This window comes from Cognataquiflexum nitidum (assembly GCF_022538055.1).
GTDB lineage: Bacteria > Bacteroidota > Bacteroidia > Cytophagales > Cyclobacteriaceae > Cognataquiflexum > Cognataquiflexum nitidum.
This window is the reverse complement of record NZ_JAKZAM010000012.1, coordinates 78,527-97,665: the sequence shown is the minus strand read 5'-3', so window position 1 is coordinate 97,665 and position 19,139 is coordinate 78,527. Positions and strand designations below refer to the sequence as shown.

Genomic DNA, 19,139 nt, shown 5'->3' with positions numbered 1-19,139 from the left:
TTGACATGAAAAAGAAATTTATATTGATTTTGGTAGGCATAAGCATGTTTTTTTCATGTGACCAGCTTTTGGACATAGCGCCTGAATATACCCAGGATGCGGAGAACTTCTTCAATACTCCTGAGGACTTCAACAGGGCTTTGACAGGTGCCTATGACTTGATGCAATCTTCTTACCTTATCCAATGGATAGGAGAAATCGCCTCTGATAATTCCATTGCAGGTGGGGAAAGTGTGAATGACTCGCGTGGTCTGCACGAAATCGAAACGATGACCCATGGTGGTGTTAATGCTGAACTAAGGGATATCATGCGTTTCAATTATGCAGGCATAGCAAGAACCAATTACATTTTTGAAAACAAGGACAAAATTGACTTTGACGGTAAGGATCAGATTTTGGCTGAAGCTTCATTTTTGAGAGCTTATTACTACTTAGTGTTGGTGAGCTTTTTTGGTGACGTACCTCTGATTGTAGACAAAAGGTTGTCTATCAATGAAATTCCAAATACAGATCGTACTCCAAAAGCACAGGTTTACGAGCAGATTGAAAAGGACCTTCAGGTATCTATCAATACCCTTCAATGGACCAATCCAACTATCGGAAGGATTACCAAAGGTGCAGCGATGGCCTTGATGGGTAAGGTTTTGTTATATCAAGGAAAGTTTACTCAAGCCGCTACGGTTTTGGGGGATTTGATTACAACCAATCAGGCGGGTTACGGACTTTTCAACGATTATAGCAGGTTGTTTCTCTTAGTCAATGAAAACATCAATGAAGATGTCTTTACTATCCAATATACAGGATTGGAAGGTGGGAGCTATGGATGTCTTGTTTGCCTTGAGGGCAATGCCGCTGTGGGATTTAATGGAATCAGGCAATACAACGGGCCGCTATATGGAGATGGGAATAGCTATAATCTTCCCACTCAGGATTTATACGATGCCTTTGCTGACAACGATCCCAGAAGGGCTGCTACCTTATTGGATATTGAAGCTTTTATTGCCTCCCAGCCAAATTCTGATGACATTACCTATGCCATCGGTGGTGGCGGGCACACAGGATATTATAACAATAAGTACATCAAACGGCTTGATGAAAGAGGTCTTCCGGATGATGACCTCACCAGTCCTCTAAATTACCGCGTGATAAGGTATGCGGATGTTTTATTGATGGCTGCTGAGGCTTTTCAAAGAACAGGAGACAATGCAAGGGCAAGAGCTGAACTGAATAAAGTAAGGGCTAGGGTAAATATGCCGGCGATCACAAGTTCAGGAGCACAGCTTTTGGAAGATATACTCAATGAAAGAAGGTTGGAACTTTCCGGAGAAGGGTATAGGTTTTTTGACTTGGTAAGGACAGGAAAAGCAGCCCAGGAAATTCAGGGATTTGTGGTTGGAAAGCATGAATTGTTTCCTATTCCACAAGTAGAGATTGACTTAGCAGGTGGCAAATGGAAACAGAACCCAGGATACTAAAACTTAACCGAACATGAAAAAATATTTAAATTACCTCATTTTATTATTGCCTCTGATCATATTAGGGGCATGTATTGAAGAGTATTCTTTGGATGCCTTGCCACCCACAGAAGAAGATGCGGCCTTTACTTTTGAAGCAAGTGCTGAAAGCGATAACATTATCAATTTTACCGCCAATTCAGAGTTCTTTATTATGAATTGGGATTTGGGAAATGGGTCAACCGGAACCGGTAAAACAGTCACCGCCACCTATCCTTTGAAAGGTACCTATACCGTAAAACTCACCATATTCAATGCAGGGGGGAATATTTCTTCCACAAGAACTGTTGTAATAGAAGAGACTGATCCTGTATTATTGGATAAGCCTCTTTATAATTTCCTTACTGGCGGAGCATCAGCAGTAGATGGTAAAATATGGGTGTTGGATTCCGCAGTTGCAGGACATTTTGGAGTGGGGCCGGATCCCGTGCAGGCAGGTTATTTCCCTGAATGGTACCAAGCCGGAGCTAATGAGAAAAGAGGAGGTGGCATGTACGATGATAGATACACCTTCAAGTTGGCCGGATTTGGATTTGATATGAGGACCAATGGTGATGTTTATATCAATGCATCTCAAAGACCTAATTTTCCGGGAGCTGTTGATTCAGGAGTTGGTGATTTACGTGCACCTTTTAATGGTCCTGCAGGACTTTCGTGGTCCATCGTAGAACCTGAAAATGGTTTCCCTGAACTTACTATCTCAGCAGGTGGATTTTTAGGGTACTTTGCAGGCAGCAGGACATATCAAATTCTCAGTATAAATGAAAATGTAATGTTTCTCAGGTATATTGACCAAGCCAATGCAGGCTTGTCTTGGTATATGAGGTTGATCCGTGCCGGATTTGACAGCAAAGGCGGTGATGGAGGTGGAGATCCCGATCCAGGCCCTAATGACGGTATATTTACATTGCAGGACCTGATTGGGAATGGTAAAAAAGCTTGGAAATTGAAACCAGCCGCAAAGGCATTTGGTGTAGGTCCATCCCCTGGAAGTGATGTGTTTTATCCAAATGGAGATGACCTGTCCACTGTCCGTGCCTGTCTTTTCAATGATGAATTTATCTTCAATGAGGGTGGTGTTTTTGAGTATGATGCTAAGGGAGATTTTTTTGGGGAGTTTTATATGGGAGTCGAAACAGAGGGATGTCAGCCTGAAGCTAATTTGGTAGGCAAACCGGGTGAAGCCTGGAAATCCGGAATCCATTCATTTTCATTCACAGAAGGCAATGAGTCCACAAGGTCCAAAATTACGGTAACAGGAACGGGAGCTTTCTTGGTATTGCCAAAAGCATTCAATGGAGGGGAATATACTTCAGGACCGCCTACTGTAAATAAATCCGTAACTTATGAGGTTCTAAATTACGTTAAAGAAGGGGAAACGGAGGAATTGACCATTACAATAGATATTACCAACAACGGAGGTGTATTCTGGTCTTTTATTCTTATTCCTGCAGAGAATTAAATGATATTGGTTATGGCAAAAGTTAAATTAGTATACCTACTGTTTTTAGCAGTCTTTGCTTCAGCTTCTTGTTCGCAAGAGGAGGTAGACCAACAGGTCTTACTTCCAAGCAATCTCCAGGTTTCTGTTGAAAAAACCGGAAAAGGGACTGTGAAAATTGATTTTGAGGCGGTCGATGCTAACTTTTATAAAGTGAGTTTTGGCCTTCCAAACCAAGTCCCTGAAAGGGTGACAGGAACTTCGGTGGTATATAATTATAATAGAGAAGGGACTTATACCATCCGGGTGCAAGCGCATTCAACAGAAATTGATTTTATTTCGGCCACGCAAAATGTCGAAATCACGGGTGCTGAATTGGGTGTCGGGATACCAAGTACAGGTTTTGAAAGTCCTTTGACTTATCCCGGATATAATCTTGTTTGGAACGATGAATTTTCAGGATCAAGTCTCTCTGGTGATTGGGTATTTGAAATCGGAGATGGATGTCCCAATCTCTGTGGATGGGGTAACAATGAACTCGAATTCTACAGGAGAGAGAATACCGAAGTGAAAGATGGATACCTTATCATCAAAGCCATGCAAGAAAGTTTTGGTGGAAGAAATTATACATCTTCAAGACTCAAAACCCAAGGCAAAAAATCATTTACATATGGTAGAATTGATGTAAGGGCAGCATTGCCAAAAGGTCAGGGGATTTGGCCTGCGATTTGGATGCTTGGCGAAAATATTACCACGGTCAATTGGCCCGCATGCGGCGAAATAGATATCATGGAAATGATCGGAGGAAATGCGGATGGAAGAGACAATACTGTCCATGGTACTGTTCATTGGGATAACAATGGCTCCCACGCGCAATTTGGAGGAAGTAAAAGGAAGAATTCCGGCATTTTCAATGATGATTTCCATGTATTTTCCATTATTTGGAATAGGGATAAGATTGTTTGGCTCCTGGATAATGTACCTTATCATGAAATAGACATAACTCCTGCTGCTTTGGATGAATTCAGAAAACCATTCTTCTTATTACTAAATGTGGCTGTTGGAGGGAATTGGCCCGGAAATCCAAATAGTACAACCGTTTTTCCCCAACAAATGGTCGTGGACTATGTAAGGGTATTTCAAGAAAATTAGAAATTTGATAGAACAAAAAAACCGGAATTGTTTCCGGTTTTTTTTTAAAATAACTCATTGATTTTGAATTTCACCCATTTTAGGATTTCTGCATTTTTGGGGCTTTCGGATTGTATTTCAAGGATTTTTGGAACAGTCGATTTGGAATAAAAATCCTGCAAACCAATATTCAAGCTTTCGGCATCTAAAGCAAGCTGATAATCAAACCCAAACTCATTGGCAAGACTTTTTCCATCCAATTTTTGACTTGTTTCAAAATACTCCTCCAATTCCGGCTGTTTTGCAGGCCCTTCGATCAGTCTGAAAATACCCCCTGCATGGTTGTTTAATAAAATTATCCGAACATTTGAGATAGGGTAATTGTGCCAAAACGCATTTCGGTCATAAAAGAATGCCATGTCTCCCGTTATGAGGGTGACAAAATCCTCTGTGGTCAATGCACATCCAACAGCAGTACTACTACTGCCATCTATGCCGCTAGTGCCTCTGTTGCAAAAGATTTCCTGCTCTCTCTTTCCCAGAAAGTTCACATATCGCACAGCCATGCTGTTGGCTAGGTGAATTTTGGATTTTGCAGGAATGGCTTTCAGGCAAGTAAAAATGGCTTGATATTCTCCAAATTCCGCATTTCCCAATATATTGTCAATATTTTCCCGAACCTTTAATTCCAATTTTTTCCAGGAAGCAACAAAGCTGGAATCGCATTTTAGAGTTTCATTCATCAAGTTCAATAAATCCAAAACCTGACATTGGATTGTTTTTGTCAATCCCTGAAATGTGTCAGGTATGTAGCCCCCTGCTTGAATATGCCAATGCTCCAGTTTTGAGTTTCTTAAAAAAGTTTTCAAATTTTTTGAAATAATTGATTTGCCAAAAGTCAGGATTAGATCTGGTTTTAAAACCTCATTCAGATTTCCATTTCCGACAAAATGATCGTGGAAGTTGATTGTAGCCTCCGACTGTAGGTTTGAAATCGTATCGGCCACAATTAGGACTTTTTCTTTTCTAGCCAATTCATCTAAAGCATTTAGAATGGCAGCGTTAGGTTTTTGCTGACCCGGTACAATTATGACCCTTTTGAATCCTGACAAAGCTTCCGCCAAGCGCTCTTTACTTTCTTCCGATAATTTCGGTTCAGCATCTAGGGCCTCAATTATCCTGACAGGTTTCGAATAATCGAAAGATTCCTCTTTTTCCGGATAAAAAGGCTCCCGTAAGGGAATATTGATATGCACAGGTCCTACAGGAAATTGAATAGAGAGATTGATGGCTTCATTTAAAATTCTGTTGGCATGCCAGACCTTATCAGGATGTCCAAAATCATCAGGGAATTGAAAAAAACCTTTGACATGCTTACCATAAATTTCTGTTTGCCTGATGGTCTGACCATCCCACTGATCGATCCATTCCGGTGGCCTGTCCGCAGTAATGACAATAAGCGGAATCTGTTGGAAGTAAGCCTCAGCGATCGCGGGGGCGTAATTATAAGCCGCCGAACCGGAAGTACATACCAGCACGACAGGTTGCTCCAACTGTTGTGCCATGCCAAGGGCGATGAAAGCTGCTGATCTTTCATCAGAGATCGTCCTCGTCTTTATATCAGGATGCCTTGCAAATGCCAATGTAATCGGAGCACATCTCGAACCCGGGGAAAGAATGGCATTTTTGACACCCTTATGTGAGCAGATGGAAGCTAAATCAAGAATGGGCTGAAGGACCAATGTATGTATTTGTTTATAGGATTTTCTGCTTAGCTGCAGATTTTATTACATGTTCGAAATTATACCTAAGGCAAGGAAATACAGTTATCAAGTCAAATGTCTTGCTATAATGTCGCATTTCATCTCTGTTTCTTCCCATTCTTTTTCAGGAACAGAATCTTCGGTGATACCTGCGCCAGCATATAAAACCGCATAACCATCCACAAGCCTAGCTGTCCGCAGATTGACATAGATGGAGGTTTCATCTTCCACGTTTACAGGACCGATAAATCCCGCATAAAACGACCTTTTAAAGGACTCATTTTTCTGTAAAAAATCCAAAGCAGCTGTCCTTGGCATTCCGCATACCGCCGAAGTAGGGTGCAGTAGCTGGAGCATCACCGTGCCGAGTTGGGGGAAATTTGTGGATTTCATATTGACTTTAAAATCCGATCGTAGGTGCAGCAGGTTTCCTGCCAGTACGGTTTTGGGGCCATGCTCATCATATTCTCTGAGCCTGATTTTTTTAAAGCAGTCTACTATGTATCGGCTGACTAATGCTTGTTCTTCAATCTCTTTCTGAGTCCATGCCGCAGATTTTAAAGGGTTTTCTCCCTGTGCTTTTTGAGTCCCGGCAAGCGACATGGTATAAAACTCATCCCCTTTGGTCTGAATGAGAATTTCAGGGGATGCGCCTATCCAAGTTCCCACTTCAGGGATATGAAAAAAATTAACAAAAGCATTTGGATAAGAACGTACAAGTTGGTTAAATGACTTGATAAGGTCAAATTCAGAGCCTAACTTTATTTTCTTGATTCTGGCAGGTACAATTTTGTGAAGTATACCGATTTCGACAGATTGAATACCCTTTTCTACAAGGGCCATGAAACTTTCCTTTGACGTTTCTGTGAAATTTTCATTTGAGGGACCAATTCTGTGTAGTATTTTTCTGATGTTGTTTTTTAAATCAGGAATAGGATTTGAAAATTCCACCTCTTCCAAATTATCTTTTTGTGCATCAAATGAAAGGGAAATGTCAATTTTGAAGTAAGAATCTGCTTCCAAAAAATAAGCTTTTTGGTCAGCCTGATCTTCAAAAGGATGTATAATAAATCCTGCAGGTAAATCCTCAAGGTTGGGGGACACCCTTTTTACGGCCCCTGATTTATCAATAAGAATTTGAATAAATGAGGATTTTGGCTTTCTCCAAATTGCAATTTGGTTGCCTTCTTCCATGTTTTTGGAAAGGAGACTGACTAGGTATTGCTCCAGATTTTTAAGATGGGTATCGAAAATTATATCCATATTATCTTTTGTCAATGACGGCCATGGTAATCCTACTGATACAGCTGAGTTCGCCTTGCTCGGTGTAGATTTTCACCTCCCAAACCTGGGTTTTTTTACCGAGGTGAATAGGTTTGGTTATACCCCTTACTATCCCTTCTTTTACAGATTTGAGGTGATTTGCATTGATTTCCAACCCCACGCAATATTGTTTGCCACGATCTAGGGTTAGTGTGGCAGCCACGCTTCCCAAGGTTTCGGCCAATACTACATTAGCCCCTCCATGTAACAGTCCAAGTGGCTGTTTGGTTTTGGCGCATACAGGCATCGTGGCCTCAAGGTGATCCTCCCCAATTTCGGTGAATTTGATCTCTAAAAAATCTGTCATTGTATTTTCTCCCCAACTGTTGAGAATTTCAAGGCTAATGTTTGGCTCAAATATCATGTAATCCGGGATAAAAGTTTTTTCTTTGGACTCTGAAACAAAAATAAGTAATCTTGCTAACTAAAAAAATCTACCTTGTCCGCCACGGACAAACTGATTATAATCTCAAAGGAGTAGTTCAGGGGAGTGGAATAGATGCTCCTTTGAATTGGAATGGGCACAAGCAGGCCCGTGCTTTTTTTGAATATTACAAGAACGTTCCTTTTGAAAAAGTTTTTTATACCGGTCTACAGCGGACCAAGCAATCTGTACAGGGTTTTATTGATCTCGGTTTGCCTCATGAGGCTGTACCATATCTCAATGAAATCTCTTGGGGTAGGTATGAGGGCGTGCCGATGACCCATGAGGAAAATCACTATTATACAGATATGCTCCAAAAATGGGCCGCAGGCAATTTGGATTTTGCCATTGAGGGAGGCGAAAGCCCCAACCTCGTGGCAAAGAGATTGGAAAAAGGGATCAAACATATCCTTGCACAGCCTGAAAAAACGATTCTAGTCTGTATGCACGGCAGGGCAATGCGGGTTTTGTTGAGTTTGCTTTTGAGGTATGATTTGAGGTATATGGATGTGTTCCTACATCAAAACCTAGGCTTATATCTCTTGCATCAAAATGAAATGGGATTGTTCAGAATCGAAAAATACAACTCCTCCGAACACCTTATGGTGCCGGAGATGCTTTAAGTGCCTTGTTTGCTTTTTTGGTTTTTAGCATTCTGTCCTCATAGGATGAAAGCAGCGTAGAATAAGTTGTTTTGCTTTCATCAAGATCAATGATTTGTAAGGCAATTTCACTCAATGGAGATACTTTTTTGTCATTGACCCTTATAAATAAATCCCCTAGCTGTTTTTTATCAATGCCATTGTAAGGAATCTTTACAAGTATGGCGGCATCTGAATTGCCACGGTAAGCCTTAGTAGAGAAAAGATGCATCAGGCTAAGCTCGATAAAATCTGTAGAAGTTCTATTGGCCTTCAATTCCGCTTTGTCAAAAATCAGCAGAAAAGTCTTTCCTTCAGGGTTTTTTGAAAAACCTGAAAAGGTTAAAAAGCAAAGAAAGACCATGAGAAATCCTTTTTTCATAAGCGCAAACTAAAAAAAATTAGACTTCTTTGCAACCTAAAAAAATACTTTAGTCGAATATTTTGTATAAACAAAAAAGCCCGAATGAATCGGGCTTTTTTTATGATTTTACACTCTACTTCTTTTTTTCTTCAAGCCTTCTTCTTCGATCTCATCTTCGACACCGGCAAAAACTCTACCGCAATGTTCGCAAACGATGATCTTTTTCTTCTCTCTGATATCAGCTTGTCTTTGTGGGGGCACTACGTTAAAGCAACCGCCACATGCACCTCTTTTTACCATCACCACTGCTAGACCATTCTTTGCATTGGTGCGGATTTTGGTGTAAGATTTGACAAGCCTCTCTTCAATCTTCTTGAGGGCTTTCTCTCTTTCACTTTTTAATTTGGTCTCATCGTTTTCGCTTTCAGAAACAATGGTGCCCAATTCGTCTTTTTTGTTATTGAGGTCTTTTTGTCGCTCTTTCAAAATTTCCTGGAGTTCATTCACTTCATTGTTTTTGAATTCAATTTTGGCTTGCGCCTCTCCAATTTTCTTTTTGGATACCTGGATTTCCAAATCCTGCAATTCAAGTTCCTTGGTAATGGCGTCATACTCACGGTTGTTTCTGACGTTCATTTGTTGTTCCTGATACTTTTTGATGAGTTTCTCAGATTCTTTGATATTCTCTTTGAATCTTTTGATATCATCCTCCAGGGCTACAGTATCCGTGTGGAATTTTTGTAATCTGGTTTCGTATCCTGCTATTTCATCTTCAAGGTCTTGGACTTCTTCGGGGAGTGCTCCTCTTACTTTAAAAATCGAATCAAGTCTGGAATCTATTTTCTGAAGGTTTAGTAAGGCTTCAAGCTTCTGTGCAACTGTACTTTCCATTTACTACAGATAAGTTATGGGATTTGTGATGACTTTTGTCAAATAGAGTGCAATATTAGTAAATTTTTGCGACAATACATCCCTGAGTAATTCTTTTGTATAAATTTCACTTTCGTAATGACCGATGTCACAAATAATCAATTGATTTTCAGCATCAAAGAATTCGTGGTATTTGATGTCTGAGGTAATAAATATGTCGGCACCCGACCTTTTGGCATCCGGGAGCAAAAATATCCCTGCCCCTCCACAGACTGCAACCTTCCTGATTTTTTTTCCTGTAAGCGCTGTATGCTTCATCATCCCGAGATTCATCTTCTCCTTCAGCATTTCGAGGAATGCTTTTTCTTCCATGACATCTTCTAGGTCAGCTATCATGCCCGCACCGATCTCTTGGTTTTCATTCTCCAGTTTTTGGAAATAATAAGCCACTTCCTCGTAGGGGTGTGACTCCCTGAGGGCATGAAGTACTTTTTTTTCCAAATGGCTTTGCAAAAGGACTTCAATCCTAATTTCAGGTTCACGGTGAGGGGATTCAGGAATACCTTTATGTGGATTGGCTTGAGAAGAAGGAGTAAAGGTACCTGTACCTTCTGACAAAAAACTACAGCCTGAATATTCACCGATTTTACCCGCACCTGCATCGAATAAGGCCTTCAAAACCTTCTCTGAGGCTTCATGAGGAGCAAAAGTCACCAATTTAGATAGTGTGTCACTTTTGGGTTGAAGGATACGTGGATTGGCCAGCCCAATGACATCACAGATTTTTTTGTTTACTCCGTTAGAGACATGGTCAAGATTGGTGTGGATGGCATAGATGGCAATATCGTTTTTTACGGCTTTGATGACTGTCCTTTCAACATAGTTTTTGCCGGTAAGGCTTTTGAGTCCCCTAAATACAATAGGATGATGAGCCACTATCAGGTTGCAACCAAGCGAAATTGCCTCATCCACCACTTCCTCAGTAGCATCGAGTGTACACAGGACTCCTTTTAATGAATCCATGGGATTTCCGGTGATCAGTTGGGCGTTGTCGTAGGATTCTTGATAGGGAGGTGGAGCTATTTTCTCTAGGTAAGAAACGATATCCTTGATCTTGTAAACCATATTTTTTGTTTTACTTTGTCCAAAATTAAGGAAAAATAGCCAATGCGCTGGTATGACCCTTTTCTTTATCCCTTCTCTCTGTTGTACGACGGCATTACTCGGTACCGCAACAGCATGTTTGACAGTGGAAAAAAAAGAAGTACTCAATTTTTGATACCTACTGTAGTGGTCGGCAACCTTAACCTCGGCGGTTCGGGCAAAACCCCTATGGTGGAATTCTTGGTAGAATCCTTGAAAAACAACTATCGCATCGCAACATTGAGTCGGGGATATGGGAGAAAAACCAAAGGTTTTTTGGTGGCGGAACCATATCTGGGCCCCGCGGATTTAGGGGATGAGCCATTTCAGATTTATTCCAAATTCGGAAATGAAGTGACTGTAGCAGTGGGAGAAGAAAGGATCATGGCGATTCCCCAGATAATTTACCACAGACCTGAAACAGAATTGATTATCCTCGACGATGCTTACCAGCATCGGTATGTCAAAGCCGATTTTAATGTTCTTTTGACCACTTTTCAAAACCCGTTTTTCGATGATAAGGTCTTGCCAATGGGCACCTTAAGAGAAAGTGCTAAAGGCGCAAATAGGGCTGACCTTATTATCGTGACCAAATGTCCAAAGAGTCTTTCCGGGCATGAAAAAACCCTTTTTGAAAATGAAATCAGAAAATATGCAGATGCCCCCGTTCTTTTTGCGGGGATAAAATATGGAAATCCTGAGCCATTGCTTTCTTCAGATTCCAAAATCAAAAAGAAAGCCATCATTGTTTCCGGGATTGCAAATGACAGTTTATTCAAAGAGGAAGTGGGGCAAAGATTTGAAGTAGTGGAAACCATAACCTTTGCAGACCATCATCGGTATACAATAGCTGATGTCCGGAGAATTCTTGAAACTGTCAAAAAACATGATAAAGCCATGGTTTTAACCACAGAAAAAGATGCAGTAAAACTTAAAGATCGGGCTTTTCATGAATATTTGGTGGAAATTCCGATTTTTGCCATGCCTATCAAAGTTGATCTGGCGGAATCCGATGGTCAATACCTGATTGAGCGCATCACCAAAACTGTCAAGGACAAAGCCTATATCCGTGAGATTTAAATTTATTCTGTTTCTTTTTTTATTTTCCGGTTTTTGGAATCTGAGTCTCCAGGCACAGATTAGACCCACGATTCCCCAGACCGGAAATCCCACAGGTTTTCCACCACAACAAAACCAAGAAGGAAACCAAGAGCAGAAAGATGAATCCCAAGGCCGAAAAAAGTTGATAGACGACAGTACCAAGATGGTTTTTGGTCCCAAGACAAGTCTGTATTTTTTAGAAAAGGACGTCAAAAGAAATAGGATCAGAAAGATAGAAGGAGATACCTCTCTTTATAATTTCCATTACTTTGAACCTGTGGCAAAGTCTCGTTGGATGTATCAGGACCTTGGTAATGTAGGAAGTGCAGCAAAGCCAATATTTTATCAATTGCCGTCCGTAATCGGGACTACTTCAGGTTTTGAGGCATATGACCAATATTACTACGGTCCGGACAGTATGAGGTATTTTGATACCAAATCGCCGTATACGCAAATGAATGCTTTTTTTGGAGGGGGCAATAGGAACATGCTCGATCTTGTTTTTGCAAGGAATGTCAATCCAAGATGGAATATAGGTTTTAATTTTAAGACTATCCGGGCAAGAAAAACCCTTAATCCCAATGCAAGGGATGATAATATGGCTGAGCAAAATGCCTACGCCCTTCACACAAACTACAAATCTGAAAATGGAAAGTATTTCCTTTTAGGAAGTTTTTCCCGAATGCGGCATTTGGTAAATGAACAAGGAGGCATAATTTCTCCTGATATTGACTCGACTTCTTTGCTTTTCGCTTATGAAGATGCCAAAGTATGGTTAAGAGAATCCCAAGCAATAGACTTAAGGCAAGATTACCACCTCTACCATGAATATGAACTGGTCAAAGGTTGGCAGCTTTATCATGTATTTGACAGGAGAAAACAGGATGTGAGTTTTCAATCTGACCTGACTACTTCCGATTCCGCTTTCTTCAATATTTTCAGTCCTGAAAGACTGATCAATAGGGACAGTACCTACAATAGGAATCAATTTACAGATTGGAGAAATGAGGTAGGTTTCAAAGGGGATATCGGTCCCTTATACTATAATGCATTTGTCAAATTCAGGAACGGCCGTGTTGTTTCCCCAAATTTTGAAGGTCCTAAGGCTTTTAATGAGTTTTTTATTGGGGGTGCCCTCCGAGGAGACATCAGTGAAAAATGGAGGTTTGAAGCTGAGGGTGAGTATTTGTTGCCGGAAGCATTTAGAATTAAAGGCACATTTGTATCACCATATTTGGAGGCGACTTATACCAAAGCGCTTTACAAACCTACTGCTATGCAGCAGTTTTATAGTGGAAACCACCATAAATGGGAAAACGACTTTGACAATATCGGAGTGGATCAGATACAAGGTGTGTTGAAGGCAGATTTCAAAAGTCTGACTTTCAGGCCCAATGTTACACTCAATAGGGTCAATAATTACGTTTTTATTGATAAGGATCAAAAAGCGGCACAGGCTACAGGGGAGGCGTTTATGGTGATTCCTGGCTTGAAATTTTCAGTCAATCTCAACAAAAAGTTATTTTTTGAAGGAGAAGGTTATTACACCCTCATCACCGGTGATGGCAAGGACAACTTCAGGATTCCTGAAGTCTTGGTGAATTCTAGGCTTTTCTATGAAAGCCCCATGTTTGACGAGAATATATTCGTTCAGATTGGGTTGGAAGGAAGGTATAGAAGCGATAATTTGGCTGACTTCTACAATCCCGCCTTGCAGCAGTTCCATATACAAAATGTGTTTAATGTATTTGCCTATCCTGTTGTTGATTTTTTCCTAAATGCAAGAATCAACCGGACGAGAGTATTGCTCAGAATGAACCATATCAATATGAATATGATGAGCCAGCCGGGATATTTTGTCACACCGTATTTTACGGGATTGAGAAGAACATTGGACATCGGTATCAGTTGGCCTTTATTTGATTGACCATGAGTTGGGAAGAAAATACTAGAAAAAAAATGCTGCACTTGCAGCTACCCACCGACCCGAGGTGGGTAAATATTGCTGAGATGAACATTGGGGACATCCTGGTAGACCATGCTTATTGTGAACAAAAGGCAGCTTCTTCATGTATTTCTCTAATTGTAAATTTTCATGCATTTAGTGATCTGGTAGATACTTTGACTCCGGTCGTAGCCGAAGAATGGGGGCATTTTGAGAGGGTGATGGAACAACTCCGGAAGCGTGGAATTCCTTTTGACAAACCCAGAAAAGATGAATACGTAATCAAGCTCAGCCAGTTTGTAAGAAAAGGCGGAAGTAAAGTGATGCAGCTGACGGAATATTTGTTGATGAACGCATTGATTGAAGCAAGAAGCTGTGAGAGGTTCAAGATTTTATCCAAAGAAATCAAAGACGAAGAGCTTAAGAAATTTTACTATGAATTGATGGTTTCGGAGGCAGGACATTATGTCAATTTTATCGAATTGGCTAGAAAATACCAGGATCCCGAAAAAGTTAATATACGTTGGAAGGAATGGTTGGAGTATGAAGCTGAAGTGATCAAGAACCTCGAAATCAGGGGTGATAGGATGCATTAGTGTGTGAGCATGCTCAGGAAAACATTTTTTACAGAAATTATTTTCAGTTTACGTCTGTTTTTTTCACCAATATGCTTATTATTAAAACTGCAATTCAAAAATAATTATTGAAATTGTTCTAATTCGTACAAATCATGAATCTGGTCGAAAATATTAAAGAAGCCCTAAGGTCTGTCAAAGTAAATCTTTTGAGGACGGTGTTGACAGGAACTATCATTGCGATAGGGATTATGTCCTTGGTGGGAATGCTTACTGCAATTGATGGAATAAAGGCCCAGATTGAGGATAGTTTTTCGGGTTTGGGAGCCAATAATTTTGATGTCAGGTCAAAAGGTTTTTCTGGTGGAAGAGGTGTTCAGCAGGGAGTGGCAGAAAAAAATTATCCCATAGTCAGGTACAAAGAAGCACTGAAATTTCAGGAAGAATTCAATTCTACAGGACCTTCGACAGTTTTTACATCTGTTACAGGCGCTGCCGAGGTAAAAAGAGGATCTAAGAAAACAAATCCTAATGTCAGGGTCACAGGTGGTGATGACATGTATTTTAACATCAAAGGTTTGAAAATTGAGAAAGGGAGAAACTTCAGTAATACCGAGGTGCGCTATGGTAACAACGTCTGCGTCATCGGACTGGATATCGTCGAAACCCTCTTTGAAAAAAATGAAGATCCGCTAAACGATTACATAACGGTCTTTGGAAGAAGGTATACAGTTGTTGGGATTCTGGAGAAGCAGGGAAGTGTCGGTGGTGGTTCTGGGGCAGATAGGGCTATTTTTATCCCTGTGGAGAATGCCAGTAAACTTGATGCAAGAGGTGGATTTAGGTATTCAATTACTGCAAGTGGCTCAGATCCTCTAAAACTTGAATACGAAATGGGTCAGGCAACAGGGATGATGAGAAAGATCCGTCAGGATAAAGTAGGGCAAGAAGATTCATTCGAATTGGTCAAAAGCCAATCGGTAGGGGAGAGTTTGGAGGAAGTTGCGGGATATTTACGGATTGGGGGCTTTGGGATAGGTTTTATTACCCTGCTTGGAGCCTCTATTGGATTGATGAATATCATGTTGGTATCTGTCACAGAGAGGACAAGGGAAATTGGAATCAGAAAGGCGCTTGGTGCTACGCCTTTGAGAATCAGACAACAATTTCTGATAGAAGCTATTGTAATCTGTATTTTGGGAGGAATATTGGGAGTAATTATCGGTATTGGCATTGGAAATATCGTCGCTAATGCTATCGGGCCGGGAGGATTTCTAATCCCTTGGCTTTGGATCTTTGTTTCATTTGCAATTTGTATTTTTGTTGGATTGGCATCAGGTTATTTTCCGGCCAGAAAAGCAAGTAAACTTGATCCCATAGAATCACTCCGTTACGAATAATTTTTGATTTGGTATGGAAAATACGTTTGATGCAATTGTCATAGGCTCAGGGATTAGTGGCGGATGGGCTGCAAAAGAACTCTGTGAGAAAGGCTTGAAAACACTTGTGCTCGAAAGAGGAAGGAATGTGGAGCACAAGAAAGATTATCCTACCATGACTTCTGCACCTTGGGACATGCCTCACCGCAATCAGATTCCTTTGGCTGATAAATTGGAAAATCCTGTTGTCAATAAATGTTACGCGTACAAAGAAGACACCGCACATTTTTTTGTAAAAGATACCGAGCATCCCTACATCCAAGAGAAGCCATTTGATTGGGTCAGAGGTTATCAGGTTGGAGGCAAATCCCTGATTTGGGCACGACAGACACAGCGGTGGAGCAAGTATGATTTTGAAGGTCCGGGCAGGGATGGTTTTGCAGTAGATTGGCCTATCAGGTACGATGATATTGATCCTTGGTATAGCTATGTGGAGCGATTTGTCGGCATCAGTGGCAATAAGGACGGAGTGGATACTTTGCCTGATGGGGAATTTTTGCCCCCTTGGGAAATGAACTGTGTAGAAAAGGAAATCAAGGATAGGATTGTTGCCGAATTCAAGGACCGACATGTCATGATCGGGCGATGTGCCCATTTGACCAAACCCCAAGAGCAACATCTCAATCAGGGGAGGGGTCAGTGTATGGCCCGTAATCAATGCTACAGGGGATGCCCATTTGGTGCCTATTTCAGTTCCAACTCAGCCACTTTACCCGCCGCTGCTGCCACCGGAAATCTTACTTTAAGGCCGGATTCTGTGGTGCATTCCATCATTTATGATGATCAGAAAGGAAAAGTCACTGGCGTAAGGATTGTGGACAGGCATACCAAAGAAGTGAGTGAGTATTTTGCCAAAGTCATCTTTTTGAACGCCGCAGCTCTCAATTCCAACCTGATCCTTCTCAATAGCAAATCGGCAAGATTTCCTAATGGGTTGGGTAATGACAATGGTTTACTTGGCAAATACGTTGCTTTTCATAATTATAGGGGCAACATATCTGCTTCCTACGAAGGACATGAGGATTCTTATTATTTTGGAAGAAGACCTACGGCAGTAATGATGCCTAATTTTAGGAATGTGAAGTCACAGGAAATGGACTTTTTGCGTGGGTATATGACTTTTTATACCGCCGGAAGAGGCGGTTGGGGCGGAGCAGGAAATGTACCATTTGGTGAGGAATTCAAAGAGAAGAATTCAGTTCCAGGTCCCTGGGGTGTTTTTATGATGATGCAGGGTGAAACCATCCCCAAAGAAACCAATTTCGTCAGCCTTAGTGAAACAGAAAAAGATGAATGGGGAATTCCACTTTTAAGGATCAAGGTGGAGTATGATGAGAATGATGAAAAAATACTGAGGGACTTTTTTGAACAGGGAACAGGAATGCTTGAAAAAGCAGGTTGTAAAAATATCAGAACTTCAGATTCCATGCAGGCACCGGGCCTCGATATCCATGAAATGGGAGGGGTAAGGATGGGCAAAGATCCCGAGACTTCCCTGCTTAATGGATGGAATCAAATGCACCTCTGTAAAAACGTATTTGTCACTGACGGGGCCTGTATGACATCCACCGGGACCCAAAATCCCTCCATAACCTACATGGCTTTGACGGCCCGCGCAGTAGATTATGCTGTCAAAAGTCTAAAGGAAGGTTCACTTTAATCAGTCGAAGCAGGTGGGGATTTTTTATTTCAGTACCCGTTCTTGGTATAAGAAGCGTAGGTACTAAGCGTAGTTTTTAACCTCGCTTTTCTATTGTATGGATTTGTAATTCATTTTGCCAAGAATTACCTTTTGTTCTTGTGTATGGTTGAATCCAATTACAAATTGGAAAAGATAAAAAGGTGTAATTGCAAATTACACCCAGTTCTAGCATCGGACGTTTGACTACACCCAGGTGGGGATATTTAGTAGTGTTTGGTGCTTCTTACAACACTTAAGGTTAAAAAATTAAATAGGTTAAAGTGGTGTTTTACCAGATTTAGGAAAAAACTTTCAATGCCTCTCGTACATCATCTCCGGTTCGACGGCTTCTACATTCCCCTTTTCATTGATTTCGCTGAGGGTGACAGTCTTCAGTTCGTTGATTAAAATCGGATCGTACTTGGCTGCTACCCTGATATAATTTTCGGTAAAGCCGTGCATTTTACCATCTTCCACATCTTCTTCAAATAAGACGGTGAAGGTTCTTCCTAGATTCTCCTGATAAAACTTCCTCCTTTTCTTTTCTGAAAGAATCCTGAGCATTTTGGAACGCTCATTTCTCTTTTTGATTGGGACGACCCCATCCAATTCTACTGCACGGGTATTTGCCCTTTCGGAATACGTGAAAACATGGAGATAAGAAATATCGAGTTCGTTCAGGAAATTATATGTTTCTAGAAACAGTTCGTCTGTCTCACCCGGAAATCCCACAATCACATCCACGCCGATGCAGCAATGCGGCATCAGGGATTTGATTTTGGAAATCCTGTCTTCATATAATTCCCTCAGGTACCTTCTTCCCATGCTTCGGAGAATAGTATTGGTGCCGGATTGCAGGGGAATATGAAAATGAGGGACAAATCTTTTGGAAGTCGACACAAATTCTATGACCTCATTGGTCAGCAAATTGGGTTCAATGGAAGAAATCCGGAACCTTTCTATTCCTTCAATCTCGTCAATCGCCATCACAAGGTCTGCAAACCTTTCTTTTCTTTTCCCTTCCTGAATACCAAAATCCCCGATATTGACTCCCGTCAAAACCACTTCTTTTACTTCTGTGGCGGCAATTTCCCTTACTGAAGTCAGGATGTTATCGATGGTATCGCTCCGGCTTTTTCCCCTTGCCAAAGGGATAGTGCAAAAAGCACATCCATAATTACAGCCATCCTGCACTTTCAGAAATGTCCTTGTCCTGTCATGCATGGAGTAGGCATTGTTAAAAATATTCGCCTCTTGGATTTCAGAAGCCAAGACTTTGGTTTCTTGTTCTTTGGCAAAACCATCCAAAAGATCAATCAACCTGAATTTTTCTGCAGCGCCCAAAACAGCATCTACACCTTCTATTTCCGAGATTTCCTGTGGTTTCAACTGCGCATAGCAGCCAATAATGGTCACATAGGAATTGGGAGAGATCTTTTTCGCCTCACGGACGATTTTTTTACACTTCTTGTCTGCGTTTTCGGTCACAGAACAGGTATTGATGATAAAAATATCAGGCGTATTGTCGAAATCGACCTTTTCATAGCCTTTTGCTTCAAACATCCTGCTGATGGTGGAAGTTTCTGAATAATTTAACTTACAACCTAAAGTGTAAAATGCAACTTTTTTCACGCCAACCTTCTTTGTTTAACCGCTGCAAATTTAATTATTATCATTCAGTTTTCAATTTTCTATTTTTTGAGATAAAAATGCGATTTTTTGAACTACATTAACGATAATTTAAGCCATTTAATTAAAAAAAATGTAATTTTTCACAAATACTA

16 protein-coding genes are annotated in these 19,139 nt (G+C 40.9%); 9 read left to right on the top strand and 7 right to left on the bottom strand.

From position 1 onward, the window contains the following. The first annotated feature begins 5 nt into the window (after nt 1–5). The 3 genes from MMU07_RS10135 to MMU07_RS10125 are packed head-to-tail and all read left to right on the top strand — an operon-like array spanning nt 6 to nt 4,107. Nucleotides 6–1,475 carry a RagB/SusD family nutrient uptake outer membrane protein gene (locus MMU07_RS10135; protein WP_241125760.1) on the top strand — a complete coding sequence of 490 codons (1,470 nt, stop codon included), beginning with the start codon at nt 6–8 and terminating at the stop codon, nt 1,473–1,475. 13 nt (nt 1,476–1,488) lie between these two features. Continuing rightward, nucleotides 1,489–2,976 (top strand): PKD domain-containing protein, encoded by a 1,488-nt coding sequence (locus tag MMU07_RS10130; protein ID WP_241125759.1) that lies wholly within the window; start codon nt 1,489–1,491, stop codon nt 2,974–2,976. Nucleotides 2,977–2,988: 12 nt separating this feature from the next. Beyond that, entirely contained in the window at nt 2,989–4,107 is a 1,119-nt protein-coding gene (locus tag MMU07_RS10125; RefSeq protein WP_241125758.1) for a glycoside hydrolase family 16 protein, read from the top strand. A gap of 44 nt (nt 4,108–4,151) precedes the next feature. On the opposite strand, the gene menD is transcribed toward MMU07_RS10125, so the two are convergent. From menD to MMU07_RS10110, 3 genes are all read right to left on the bottom strand, one after another. Then, nucleotides 4,152–5,828 (bottom strand): 2-succinyl-5-enolpyruvyl-6-hydroxy-3-cyclohexene-1-carboxylic-acid synthase, encoded by a 1,677-nt coding sequence (menD, locus tag MMU07_RS10120; protein ID WP_241125757.1) that lies wholly within the window; start codon nt 5,826–5,828, stop codon nt 4,152–4,154. Nucleotides 5,829–5,915: 87 nt separating this feature from the next. Further along, nucleotides 5,916–7,112, bottom strand: coding sequence for a chorismate-binding protein (locus MMU07_RS10115; protein WP_241125756.1), 1,197 nt, complete (start codon nt 7,110–7,112; stop codon nt 5,916–5,918). A gap of 1 nt (nt 7,113) precedes the next feature. Beyond that, entirely contained in the window at nt 7,114–7,536 is a 423-nt protein-coding gene (locus tag MMU07_RS10110; RefSeq protein ID WP_241125755.1) for a hotdog fold thioesterase, read from the bottom strand. 53 nt (nt 7,537–7,589) lie between these two features. Here MMU07_RS10110 and MMU07_RS10105 point away from each other — a divergent pair, with 53 nt between their 5' ends. Further along, nucleotides 7,590–8,219, top strand: a complete 630-nt coding sequence (locus MMU07_RS10105; protein WP_241125754.1) for a histidine phosphatase family protein — start codon at nt 7,590–7,592, stop codon at nt 8,217–8,219. Here the strand turns inward: MMU07_RS10105 and MMU07_RS10100 are convergent. The 3 genes from MMU07_RS10100 to MMU07_RS10090 all read right to left on the bottom strand — a co-directional run bounded on the left by MMU07_RS10100 (nt 8,197) and on the right by MMU07_RS10090 (nt 10,596). Then, nucleotides 8,197–8,619: a hypothetical protein gene (locus MMU07_RS10100; RefSeq protein ID WP_241125753.1), complete on the bottom strand. Its 423-nt coding sequence runs from the start codon at nt 8,617–8,619 to the stop codon at nt 8,197–8,199. The two genes, MMU07_RS10105 and MMU07_RS10100, sit on opposite strands and share 23 nt — an antisense overlap. Before the next feature lie 108 nt (nt 8,620–8,727). Continuing rightward, nucleotides 8,728–9,492 carry a zinc ribbon domain-containing protein gene (locus MMU07_RS10095; RefSeq protein ID WP_241125752.1) on the bottom strand — a complete coding sequence of 255 codons (765 nt, stop codon included), beginning with the start codon at nt 9,490–9,492 and terminating at the stop codon, nt 8,728–8,730. 3 nt (nt 9,493–9,495) lie between these two features. Further along, on the bottom strand, nt 9,496–10,596 hold the full coding sequence (locus MMU07_RS10090; protein ID WP_241125751.1) for a Nif3-like dinuclear metal center hexameric protein: 1,101 nt from the start codon (nt 10,594–10,596) through the stop codon (nt 9,496–9,498). Nucleotides 10,597–10,638: 42 nt separating this feature from the next. On the opposite strand from MMU07_RS10090, the gene lpxK reads away from it, so the two are divergent. The 5 genes from lpxK (at nt 10,639) to MMU07_RS10065 (ending at nt 17,334) form a co-directional block, all read left to right on the top strand. Next, nucleotides 10,639–11,694: a tetraacyldisaccharide 4'-kinase gene (gene lpxK / locus MMU07_RS10085; protein ID WP_241125750.1), complete on the top strand. Its 1,056-nt coding sequence runs from the start codon at nt 10,639–10,641 to the stop codon at nt 11,692–11,694. Next, nucleotides 11,684–13,642, top strand: a complete 1,959-nt coding sequence (locus MMU07_RS10080; RefSeq protein ID WP_241125749.1) for a putative porin — start codon at nt 11,684–11,686, stop codon at nt 13,640–13,642. Before lpxK ends, MMU07_RS10080 begins: the two co-directional genes overlap by 11 nt. A 2-nt stretch (nt 13,643–13,644) precedes the next feature. After that, nucleotides 13,645–14,256 carry a MiaE family protein gene (locus tag MMU07_RS10075; protein ID WP_241125748.1) on the top strand — a complete coding sequence of 204 codons (612 nt, stop codon included), beginning with the start codon at nt 13,645–13,647 and terminating at the stop codon, nt 14,254–14,256. 134 nt (nt 14,257–14,390) lie between these two features. Then, nucleotides 14,391–15,635, top strand: coding sequence for an ABC transporter permease (locus MMU07_RS10070; protein WP_241125747.1), 1,245 nt, complete (start codon nt 14,391–14,393; stop codon nt 15,633–15,635). 13 nt (nt 15,636–15,648) lie between these two features. Beyond that, nucleotides 15,649–17,334, top strand: coding sequence for a GMC oxidoreductase (locus MMU07_RS10065; RefSeq protein ID WP_241125746.1), 1,686 nt, complete (start codon nt 15,649–15,651; stop codon nt 17,332–17,334). Nucleotides 17,335–17,667: 333 nt separating this feature from the next. Here the strand turns inward: MMU07_RS10065 and mtaB are convergent, their stop codons facing one another. Beyond that, the gene (gene mtaB, locus MMU07_RS10060; protein ID WP_241125745.1) at nt 17,668–18,987 is read right to left on the bottom strand and encodes a tRNA (N(6)-L-threonylcarbamoyladenosine(37)-C(2))-methylthiotransferase MtaB; all 1,320 of its coding nucleotides are present in this window, start codon (nt 18,985–18,987) and stop codon (nt 17,668–17,670) included. Nucleotides 18,988–19,139 lie beyond the last annotated feature (152 nt).

Excerpts from the sequence above, each read along its gene's own strand:
- MMU07_RS10070 (WP_241125747.1), top strand. The coding sequence starts at position 14,391 with ATGAATCTGGTCGAAAATATTAAAGAAGCCCTAAGGTCTGTCAAAGTA.
- MMU07_RS10075 (WP_241125748.1), top strand. The coding sequence starts at position 13,645 with ATGAGTTGGGAAGAAAATACTAGAAAAAAAATGCTGCACTTGCAGCTA.
- MMU07_RS10065 (WP_241125746.1), top strand. The coding sequence starts at position 15,649 with ATGGAAAATACGTTTGATGCAATTGTCATAGGCTCAGGGATTAGTGGC.
- MMU07_RS10135 (WP_241125760.1), top strand. The coding sequence starts at position 6 with ATGAAAAAGAAATTTATATTGATTTTGGTAGGCATAAGCATGTTTTTT.
- MMU07_RS10125 (WP_241125758.1), top strand. The coding sequence starts at position 2,989 with ATGGCAAAAGTTAAATTAGTATACCTACTGTTTTTAGCAGTCTTTGCT.
- MMU07_RS10090 (WP_241125751.1), bottom strand. The coding sequence starts at position 10,596 with ATGGTTTACAAGATCAAGGATATCGTTTCTTACCTAGAGAAAATAGCT.
- MMU07_RS10095 (WP_241125752.1), bottom strand. The coding sequence starts at position 9,492 with ATGGAAAGTACAGTTGCACAGAAGCTTGAAGCCTTACTAAACCTTCAG.
- MMU07_RS10110 (WP_241125755.1), bottom strand. The coding sequence starts at position 7,536 with ATGATATTTGAGCCAAACATTAGCCTTGAAATTCTCAACAGTTGGGGA.
- MMU07_RS10130 (WP_241125759.1), top strand. The coding sequence starts at position 1,489 with ATGAAAAAATATTTAAATTACCTCATTTTATTATTGCCTCTGATCATA.
- lpxK (WP_241125750.1), top strand. The coding sequence starts at position 10,639 with ATGCGCTGGTATGACCCTTTTCTTTATCCCTTCTCTCTGTTGTACGAC.
- MMU07_RS10115 (WP_241125756.1), bottom strand. The coding sequence starts at position 7,112 with ATGGATATAATTTTCGATACCCATCTTAAAAATCTGGAGCAATACCTA.
- MMU07_RS10100 (WP_241125753.1), bottom strand. The coding sequence starts at position 8,619 with ATGAAAAAAGGATTTCTCATGGTCTTTCTTTGCTTTTTAACCTTTTCA.